9 protein-coding genes are annotated in these 10,561 nt (G+C 44.2%); all 9 read right to left on the bottom strand.

The features are described 5' to 3' along the window. A partial coding sequence (locus AC1DSE_RS22230; protein ID WP_477528196.1) for an SDR family NAD(P)-dependent oxidoreductase occupies positions 1 to 155 on the bottom strand: 155 nt, incomplete at its 3' end. After that, positions 152 to 1,438 (bottom strand): EF-P 5-aminopentanol modification-associated protein YfmH, encoded by a 1,287-nt coding sequence (gene yfmH, locus AC1DSE_RS22225; RefSeq protein ID WP_477511407.1) that lies wholly within the window; start codon positions 1,436 to 1,438, stop codon positions 152 to 154. The genes AC1DSE_RS22230 and yfmH, both read right to left, overlap by 4 nt. 3 nt (positions 1,439 to 1,441) lie before the next feature. Then, on the bottom strand, positions 1,442 to 2,716 hold the full coding sequence (yfmF, locus tag AC1DSE_RS22220; protein WP_477511408.1) for an EF-P 5-aminopentanol modification-associated protein YfmF: 1,275 nt from the start codon (positions 2,714 to 2,716) through the stop codon (positions 1,442 to 1,444). Between the two features lie 147 nt (positions 2,717 to 2,863). After that, entirely contained in the window at positions 2,864 to 3,649 is a 786-nt protein-coding gene (gene sleB, locus AC1DSE_RS22215; protein WP_076269200.1) for a spore cortex-lytic enzyme, read from the bottom strand. Between the two features lie 118 nt (positions 3,650 to 3,767). Continuing rightward, positions 3,768 to 6,440 carry an FtsK/SpoIIIE family DNA translocase gene (locus AC1DSE_RS22210; RefSeq protein ID WP_441881229.1) on the bottom strand — a complete coding sequence of 891 codons (2,673 nt, stop codon included), beginning with the start codon at positions 6,438 to 6,440 and terminating at the stop codon, positions 3,768 to 3,770. Positions 6,441 to 6,521: 81 nt separating this feature from the next. Next, a complete protein-coding gene (locus tag AC1DSE_RS22205) occupies positions 6,522 to 6,734 on the bottom strand; it encodes a YlzJ-like family protein (RefSeq protein WP_076269198.1) in 213 nt (70 codons plus the stop codon). After that, complete coding sequence (locus AC1DSE_RS22200; RefSeq protein WP_430055122.1) at positions 6,731 to 7,468, bottom strand: ClpP family protease; 738 nt, start codon at positions 7,466 to 7,468, stop codon at positions 6,731 to 6,733. The genes AC1DSE_RS22205 and AC1DSE_RS22200 overlap by 4 nt, the downstream gene beginning before the upstream one ends. Before the next feature lie 216 nt (positions 7,469 to 7,684). Further along, positions 7,685 to 9,364 carry a ribonuclease J gene (locus AC1DSE_RS22195; RefSeq protein ID WP_477528195.1) on the bottom strand — a complete coding sequence of 560 codons (1,680 nt, stop codon included), beginning with the start codon at positions 9,362 to 9,364 and terminating at the stop codon, positions 7,685 to 7,687. A 433-nt stretch (positions 9,365 to 9,797) separates the two neighbouring features. Further along, a partial coding sequence (dapA, locus tag AC1DSE_RS22190) for a 4-hydroxy-tetrahydrodipicolinate synthase (RefSeq protein ID WP_477528194.1) occupies positions 9,798 to 10,561 on the bottom strand: 764 nt, incomplete at its 5' end.

The following is a 10,561-nucleotide window of genomic DNA, read 5'->3' as shown; positions in this document are numbered from 1 at the left end:
ATACACATCCGTGCCGTTTCATTTGCTGTCTCATGAGATTGCAAGTAATGGATAACGATATTTACGCCTTCCGCTGCAAATCGTTTAGCAATAGCTGCTCCGATGCCGCGGCTTCCCCCCGTAATAAGAACCGTCATCTGTTGGAGCGTCTTCATTTTGAAGGCTGTTCCACAATGGATACTGCAAGCTGATCGAAATCAAAATGCTCGCGGAGCCGTTCATTCACTTCTTCAAGTGTACATTTCTCATAGAAATCGAGGACGTCGAACATGTCGCTGTCACGGAATCGATATCTTGTAAATTCACCGGCAATTGCTTCTGGGGAGTTAAGCATACGCAAATATCCACCGATTTTTTTACGTTTGGATCTTTCAAACGCAGTAGGCTCAATACCGCTTACCAAAACGGCTTCAACCGCCGTTCGGATTTGCTTAATAAGCTCATCAGGATTTGGAGTATCTCCGCCGATAACGGAGAAAGCATAACCCGTGCTCGAATTATACTCGCTTCCAAATGAATCAGAGATCAGATCATTTTCATACAGCTGCTGATAAAGCTTAGAGCTAGGCCCAATCAAAGCATCCAACATCAGCTTGGTCGTTACTTCTTGACGAAGAAGCGCTTCCCCTTCAAGACCTGCCTGCTTTTCTTTGAAGCCCAGCATGCATTTAGGCAATGATACAGGAAGCTCCGTTACCTTACGCGCAATTTTTACTGTTTCCGGCTCTTTCTCAAAATAACGTTCAATCGGTCCTTGAGGTTCAAACGACTTACTATTTTGATTGTCGCGGACAAGCTGGAATACTTCCTCCGCCTTCACTCCGCCAACAACAAACAACAACATATTTGATGGGTGATAAAACGTTTCATAGCAGCGATATAGCGTTTCCTTATCTATYTGCCTGATGGACTCGACAGTGCCGGCGATATCAATATGAACAGGATGCTCATGATAAAGCGCATCAATCAATCCAAAATAAACTCTCCAATCCGGATTGTCGCGGTACATATTGATTTCTTGCTCAATGATCCCTTTTTCCTTCTCCACATTTGTATCCGTAAAATAAGGATTCTGAACAAAATTGATAAGCGTCTCTAAATTCGCGTTGATTTGCTCCGTAGCCGAAAACAAGTATACGGTTCGGTCAAAGCTCGTAAAGGCATTAGCCGATGCACCTTGAGAGGCAAATACTGCGAAAATATCGCCTGTAGGCTCTTCAAACATTTTATGCTCCAAGAAATGTGCAATACCGTCCGGCACTTTTACAGGCGGCTGGCTGCCAACTGAAAAACGGTTGTCAACGGAACCGTATTTTGTAGAAAATGTCGCGTACGTTTTATGGAAGCCTTCCTTCGGAAGCACGATAACTTCAAGTCCATTATCAAGCACTTCACGATACAAGGTTTCCTGAACATTTGGATAATTTAGGGTTTGCACCTTTTATGCCTCCTTTCGATCGCGCAAAAAGTAAATCGTATCGAGCTGTACTTGCTCTGCAACCTTAACGATATCCTCAGCGGTTACCGCTTGAACCTGCTCAAGCAGCTGCTCTGCACTTCGATCTTTACCCGTTAACACGCCATTAAAATCATAAGCAATCATCTCATACGCTGAGTCTTGAAGCTCACGGAGGTGATTGGATATCATCGCCTTGGTTTGGTTCATCTCAAGCTCCGAGAGTTTTCCTTGACGCATGCTTTCAAGCTGCTCTTTAATAATCACAACTGCTCGCTCGTAATTTGCAAACTCAATTCCGGATTGAATTGTGCATAACCCTTTATGTCCATCAAGACGGGATGCAGCGTAATAAGCCAAACTCTCTTTCTCGCGCACATTCAAGAAAAGCTTCGAATGAGGGTATCCGCCCAAGATGCCGTTGTACATTAATGCAGCTGGATAAGCATCATCAACATACCCGACTCCCGTACGAAGCCCTAAATTCAGCTTGCCTTGACTGACCTCCATCCGTTCTGTAACCTGTTTCACTTCCTTAACAGGGTGATGGATATTCGGAGTGGAATAAGCAGATGGTGAACCATCCTTCAACTTGAAGGCGCTCGCCACAAGCTTCGTTACTTCCTCAAGCGTCGTATCTCCAACGACATACAAGTCAAGTGCTGCATTATCCAGCCACTGCAAATAGGAATCATACAGTGAAGATGAGGTAATGGATTCGATTTCAGCAAGCTTGCCTAGTGGATGCAAACGATAAGGCTCATCCGCGCACATTTCTTCCAAGCAGCGCTCTGCGGCGTATCGAATTTTATCATTGACGATCGCCTCTAAACGTTTTTTGAGCGTCGTTTTTTCGGCATCTACATACTTCTGATGGAAACCATTCTGATCTATGAGCGGATCTGTTATTACATCACCTAGAAATTGCAGCGATTCTGCAAGAAGTGGAGTATCGGATGAAACAAACTCATCATTTATGACATCCATTCGAAATTGGACAATCTGAGAGTCGCCTCTTTTATATACATCGAACCCAAAGCCTGCTCCATATAAATCGTCAAGCTTCTCACGAAAAGTAATCGTTTCTGGTAATTTCGCCGTGCCTCTTCTCAGTACAAACGGAATAAGAGCAACCGGTGTTACTGTTGCTTCTTCAAGTGAAAGTCCCGCAAATAACGAAATGGCAAACGTTTTGAATCGTTTTGTAGGCAATACATGCAGACGAATGCGCTGCAGCTGCCCTCTTTCAAATGTGGACACACGGTTTGCTCCTTTCAACGGCGCGTTATAGAGTAAATCTATTCCATTAAACAAATCACTATACCATTCTAACCTATAGGAAATGGAAGAAGCAACCACTGCTGCACTAGGCAGTAACGGCTGCTTCCTTTCGAGAATGGCTTATAGTTACATACAGAATATATGCTTGCCGATTGTTTTAATTTGTGTTCTTGTCCAGATCCATTTCGAGGTTGCTGTTTCTGGATTGAAATAATAAAGACAACCGCCAGAAGGATCTTGGCCGTTAATGGCATCCATAACTGCCTCGCGCGCTTTCGCATTAGGCGTAAGCCAAATTTGCCCGTCAGCAACCGCTGTAAAGGCACCAGGCTGGAAGATGACGCCATAAATCGTGTTAGGGAAACTTTGAGACTTCATACGGTTAATGATAACCGCAGCAACCGCGATTTGGCCTTCATACGGCTCGCCTCTTGCTTCACCGTATACGGCATTAGCCATAATCTGTATGTCATTTTCCGACAAGCCTAATCGGTTGGAACCTCCAATGGGTGCCTTATTGCCGGAAGAACCAGCATCTTCTTTACCGCCAGAATTAGAACCGGAAGCAGGCGGGGCTGCTGCTGATGGCGTCCATTTTTTTGTTGCTTCCCAAAGCTTCAGCTTTGTTTTGGCACCGACAATACCGTCCGATTTAAGCCCAAACTTCCATTGAAACCATGTGACCGCATTTTTTGTGCTCGATCCAAACTTCCCGTCTATATCACCTTTAAAATAACCGAGGTGCTTTAGCCGTCCTTGCAATTCTTTTACGTCTTGTCCAGTTGAGCCAACAGTTAAGGTGGCGTTGCTGAACGTTTCCTTTACTCCGTCATGCTTTCCGCTCAGTAACGAAAAGGAACCGAACAACAACAGCACGATAATCGAGGTCACCAAAATCAAACGATTTCTCATGATGGGATCTGCCTTTCTCTTGCAAGTTAGTTCGCTTAAGGTAGCGTTACCTAACTTTAGTATGAGAAGTTGATCCCACTTCTATGCACTTCGTTCCGTTTTCTGCAAACTTCGGAAATTATGAGCTAGCTCTTCCAGCTTGAAATTGATCGAGTGTAATTAGCACTTCCCGCGGCTTACTGCCTTCATAAGGACCAACAATAGAGCGAGCCTCCATTTGGTCGATCAATCTTGCCGCTCTAGTATAGCCAATTCTCATTCGCCGCTGCAGCAAGGAAACCGATGCCTGCTTCGCTTCCAATATCACTTGTACCGCTTGATCATAAAGCTCATCCAGCATTTCGTTCCCATCCGTTGAGTCCTCTTCAACTTCCGGTACAAGATCCTCTTTATACTGCGCTTCGGCTTGACCGCGTGCGTAGTTTACTAATGATTCTACTTCTTGATCGGATAAAAAGGCCCCTTGCACCCTTATCGGCTTCGACATTCCAACCGGCAAGAAAAGCATATCACCGCGACCAAGCAGCTTTTCCGCTCCTACCATATCAAGAATGGTGCGAGAGTCTACCTGAGAAGATACACCGAAAGCAATACGGGAAGGAATGTTTGCTTTAATAACGCCCGTAATGACATCGACTGATGGCCGCTGCGTTGCAATGATAAGATGAATACCAGCTGCACGCGCCATTTGAGCAAGCCTTGCAATGGAGTCCTCTACATCGTTTGCAGCAACCATCATCAAGTCAGCAAGCTCGTCCACAATAACAACGATATAAGGAAGAACAGCTGCAGGATTATCGGCCATTAAATTGTTGTAGCCTTCGATATTGCGAGTTGCGGATTTGGAGAAAAGCTCATAGCGGCTTTCCATCTCAACAACAATTTTCTTTAGAGCCAGAGAAGCACGCTTAGGATTCGTAACAACTGGAGCGAGCAAATGCGGAATTCCATTGTATACGTTCAGCTCAACCATTTTTGGGTCAATCATAAGAAATTTAACCTCGTCTGGCGCAGCCTTATACAAAATACTCGTAATAATGCCGTTAATACAAACGGATTTACCCGAACCTGTAGCACCTGCTACAAGCAAATGGGGCATTTTGGCTAAGTTGCCTACGATCGTCTGTCCAGATATATCTCGGCCGAACGCGATAGACAATTTGGAGGCAGCATTTTGAAACGCAGTGGTTTCCATTACCTCTCGCATCGTTACGACGGAAACCTCCATATTTGGCACTTCTATCCCTATGGCTGATTTCCCCGGGATCGGTGCCTCCATCCGAATATCCTTAGCTGCTAACGCAAGAGCGATATCATCCGTTAAACCAACAATTCGGCTAACCTTAACGCCCGTTGCCGGCTGAACTTCATAACGAGTTACTGCTGGCCCGCGAACAACATCCAGTACCTTAGCACGTACGCCAAAGCTTTCCAGCGTTGCCTCCAGCTTTCGGCGAGAGTCGTACATGTCGGACGCATCAGCATTTTTGCTCATTAAATTCGGTTTAGTAAGCAGCGTAAAAGGCGGCAGCAGGTAAGGTTTAGGTGCGTTCTCTTCGGCAATAGGACGTTTCGGAATCGGTTGCTCCGTATCTTCCTCATATACAAGCGCTTCTGAAGAATTAGCACCAGCCGCGATTATTTCAGGCTCCAATAAATCCGTATCATCATCCTCAGCCTCTTCCTGAGTATCGTTAAGCAGCTCTGAATCGGCTAATTCCTGAATAGGATTCGTTTGGTTCCATGCTTCATCACGATTAGCTACAAGCGGCTCATGGTCGATTATAAGACCATCACCAGCATTTTCCCATGGCGGCGTGCTGTCATGCTCATCTGGAGTCAAATCTGTATGTAAATCAGCGCCGGATTTCTCCCAAGGCGGTTCGATATCATTTTGCCAGGCAGGCTTCGCGCTTGCAAGCGTATCCGTTCCATTTGGCTCGAACACCCATTCATCCTGCGGATGACTGGAAGTATCAGACTCTTCCTCATCTTGATCCTGTCTCCAAGAGAAAAACAAAGATCTTCTCTTCTTCTTCTTAGGAGGAGCAGCAACATAACTTTCATGATCGTCATCAATTGTTTCATCATCATCATCAAAATCAGCCTGTCCAACATTGGCACTCGCTTGTGCAGCTGCGGCAGCACGCAGAGAAGCTCTCTTCTCCCATTTAGCTGCAAGCAGCTTGAACATACGATTGCCACGGGTCGTAACCAATCTCCCTAACTCCACATACGACTTACCTGTCATAAGCATGATAGAGATCGCGAACATAACAAACATAATAAGCTTCGCGCCATAATACCCGAACAAAGAGAAAAATAATGAATATTGAATAGCGCCTACAAAACCACCGCTTATTTCTTTGTCTCTGATCGGTAAATCATTTTCGGCCGGTACACTTATTAAAGATAATTTTAAATCGCTGCTAAGCTGATTAAAAATCTTCGACCCTGTCAAATCAACCGTAGGGCTCAGCTTTTGATCAATTTCAGATATGGAGCTCATGAGTGTAAATGCAAGCACCATGATAAACAAGCCTGTTCGCTTGTTCGTCCACCCTTTAGGCCAAGCGCGTTTGATCATGACAGCAAGTCCAATGACAATCCCAATTAGTGCTAATACAAAATAAAACTTGCCGAGCACAAGCCCAAATAGCTTGGATAACGAGCGCCCGACAGCCGCCTCTCCAGAGAGGGCAATAATTGATATTGTAATAAGCAAAATTCCATATACTTCATATTTTAAGTTTGTGCCAATTGATTTTTTTCGTCTCTTTTTCTTTGCCAAATCCGTCACCTCTGGTAAAAGATTATACCATAGGTGGGCAAATGTTCCTATGAGACATTTGCACGAACATTTGTTTGTTCCTTATTTATAATTCACAATCGTGCCCGGCATTAAATTTGGATTGAGATAGTCGTCGAGGCTGCAATCTAATAATCGAATAATTTTCCCCATTCCCGGTGCGATGGGAGTCACCTGCATCTTTACACCATTTGACCATACCTCTTGCGATTGCTCCATTTCGTCATTAAAGCCCTCCAGCACAACCTCAAGAGGCATATTCGTATAAAGTGTCATTGGATATTCACCTCAATTCTGCCGAGCTTGGAAGCCTCAATTCTTCGGTTTAATTCCTTTAACGCCTCACCCAAGCCGCCAACGGCATCAATCAGACCATGCTTGACTGCATCAGACCCAATAACCGTAGTTCCTATATCCCGTGTAAGCTCCCCCGTCTTGAACATGAGCTCTTTAAATGTATGTTCCGTCACGTTCGAGTGCGAAGTTACAAATCGTACGACGCGCTCCTGCATTTTATCCAAATATTCAAAGGTTTGTGGTACACCGATTACTAAACCGTTTAGACGAATTGGATGTATCGTCATTGTTGCTGTTTCTGCAATAAACGACATATCGCCAGCAACGGCAATCGGAACGCCTATAGAGTGTCCTCCGCCAAGCACGAGCGTTACTGTTGGCTTGCTGAGTGATGAAATCATCTCAGCTATTGCGAGTCCTGCCTCGACATCGCCGCCTACAGTATTCAGAACGATAAACACACCTTCAATTTTATGATTTTGTTCAGCTGCTACGAGTTGTGGAATAAGATGCTCATATTTAGTCGTTTTATTTTGCGGAGGCAAAACGAGATGTCCCTCCACTTGCCCAATGATGGTCATACAAAAGATATTGGATTCCGTCAATGCAGGAGCCGCTGTCTGACCAAGCTGCTGAATCGTTTCGACAACAGCATTCGCCTTTTTTTTATCGTCTGGAATAGGTTGTTCAGGCTGCTCTGAAGTAAACTGCATGTTTGTGTGACCATTCATTTAAATATCCCCCTCTTATGTTGATGCTCGTCATAGTATGAGGTCTGGTCAAAAATTTATACAAAATACAGTCTAGATCTCTTGATTTGACAAACCAAGCAGAAAAGTCTTCTGTTCTTATATAAAAAAAGAATCGCTTGTGTCCGCCGCGGCAATTGCGGAAAGGACAAGCGATTCTATTCATTAATTATTTATATGTTAAACTTCCATAATGATTGGCAAAATCATTGGACGACGACGAGTCTGCTCGTACAAGAAACGACCAAGCGCATCCTTCACATTCGTTTTGAGCGATGCCCACTCATTTACTTTATCATTCATCAAACGTGTAAGCGTCGATGTCACGATGCGATTGGCTTCATCAAGAAGACCTTCGGATTCACGAACATAAACGAAACCGCGAGAAATAATATCTGGACCAGACAAGATCGCGCCATCTTGTTTGCTTAATGTAACAACAACGACCAAAATGCCATCTTGCGACAATAGCTTGCGATCACGCAATACAATGTTACCAACATCGCCTACGCCCAATCCATCAATCAATACGTTTCCTGCTTGTACTTTCGAGCCTTTGCGGCCGCTGCCGTTCTGGAACTCAACTGTATCACCGTTATCAATAACGAAGATGTTCTCGCGCTCAATTCCGATTGCTTCTCCAAGCTTCGCATGCTGACGAAGCATACGATATTCACCGTGGATAGGAATGAAGTATTTTGGCTTAATCAAGTTAAGCATAAGCTTAAGTTCTTCTTGGCTGCCGTGACCAGATACGTGAACGCCTGAAACGGAACCATTTCCGTAAATAACATTTGCACCAAGGCGGAATAATTCATCAACAGTACGACCAACATATCTTTCGTTGCCCGGAATTGGTGTTGCCGCAATAATAACGGTGTCGCCTGGTAAAATATCAACTTTGCGATGTGTCGAACGTGCCATGCGAGTAAGCGCCGACATCGGCTCGCCTTGACTGCCTGTACACAAAATAACAACACGATCAGCAGCTAATTTGTTTACTTCTTCCGGCTCAATAATCATTCCCTCTGGAATATTCAAGTAGCCAAGATCAGAAGCGATACCTACAACGTTAACCATACTGCGGCCAACAACCGCAATCTTACGTTTTGTTGCAATAGCAGCATTTATAATTTGTTGAATCCGGTGTACGTTGGAAGCAAAAGTTGCTACGACAACGCGTTGTGACGATTTGCGGAAAATATCCTCTAGATTGTCGCCAACTTGTGCTTCAGATGGCGTATATCCTGGACGTTCAGCATTTGTACTGTCTGACAATAGCGCCAAAACGCCGCGCTTGCCAATCTCAGCAATACGCTGCAAGTCAGCAAATTGCTCATTCACTGGCGTATGGTCAAATTTAAAGTCACCTGTATGAACGACAGTACCTTCCGGTGTATCCAAGCTGACACCAACGGAATCTGGAATACTGTGGTTCGTTCTKAAGAAGGATGCACGAATCGTGCCTAATTGAATTTCGCTATCTGCATTGATGAGAATACGTTTCGTTTCTCCGAGCAAGCCGGCTTCCTTCAATTTTCCTTCGATAAGTCCGAGTGTTAGTTTTGTTGCATATAATGGCACATTTAAGCTTTTTAGTACATAAGGCAAACCGCCAATATGATCCTCGTGACCATGTGTAATAATAATTCCGCGAACTTTGTCGCGATTTTCCGTTAGGTAAGAGATGTCAGGGATAACAATATCGATTCCGAGCATGTCCTCTTCAGGGAACTTAAGTCCTGAGTCAACTACAACGATATCATTGTTATATTGGATGACGTACATGTTTTTCCCGATCTCGCCAACTCCGCCTAGTGCAAAAATGAGCAATTTATCCTGGTTGTTCTTCTTAGACAAGTGTTTTCCTCCTTAAAATTTTGCGAAGCGAAATTCGCTTCGTAATCATTGGGTTAATTTTCGAAGCAAAATAGCTTTGTAAGCATTTTCTTAAATATTTCGAAGCGAACGGCTCCGTAAGCATCTAATTATTATTGCGAAGCTATAATGGCCTCGTAAGTATTGTCGTAATATGGAAAAGCAATATTTATTTTGTACGGATCCACAGGTAATTAATGCCGAACATTGTTTACCTATGCGTTGTTATCGTCAGATGCCGCTCTGACGTTAATTTCATTTCCAAATATTTGCCGCACCCAGTCACTTGAAATCATTATACATGAAGAAAAAGCTGGAATACAAGTGAAACACGATATTGCTATTATGCAATATGCTTCCCAAAAAAATAAAACCGATGCTGGATGCACCGGCTGCAATCAACGATTACGTGTATTTACACCAGTAAATTGCGTAAGAATGCGGCCTCAGCCTCGGTCACAGTAACAAGCGGAAGTCTAACTCCTCCAACTGGCAAACCTTTTAAGCCAAGTGCAAATTTCACGGCCACAGGATTAGGTACAGGATGAGGACAATAGAATAAACCTCTGAAAATTGGATGTAAAATACCATTTATTCGAGCAGCTTCCTGAACGTTCCCGTTCACATAGGCTTCGATTAATTGTTTCATTTGCGCGCCAACGACATGTCCCGCAACGCTAACGATTCCGTAAGCTCCAATAGCTAAAGCAGGAAGTGTAGCACTGTCGTCCCCGCTGTATACTTTAAATCCTGCAGGAGCACCACTAATAATTTGAGTTAATTGATCTGTTGAAGCACAATCTTTTGTCGCCACAACATTGTCGATTTGTGCTAAGCGAAGCGTCGTTTCGACAGAGATATTGACTCCCGTACGACCTTCCACATTATACAAAAGAATAGGCAATTTTGTTGCTTCAGCAATAGCCTTAAAGTGCTGATAAAGTCCTTCTTGACTAGGACGGTTATAATATGGAGCAACAAGCAAAATGCCATCAACGCCAGCTGCTTCTGCATCTTTTGTCAGATGGATGGAATGGGCTGTGTTGTTGCTGCCCGTACCAGCAATGATTTTGCAACGACCATTCGCATGCTTAACAGCAAATCGGAACAGTTCCAGTTTTTCTTCATCGGAGAGCGTCGGTGATTCGCCAGTCGTGCCTGAAACGACAAGACTATCGC

It is taken from the genome of Paenibacillus sp. 01L418 (genome assembly GCF_056400045.1).
This window is presented reverse-complemented; position numbering and strand designations above follow the sequence as displayed.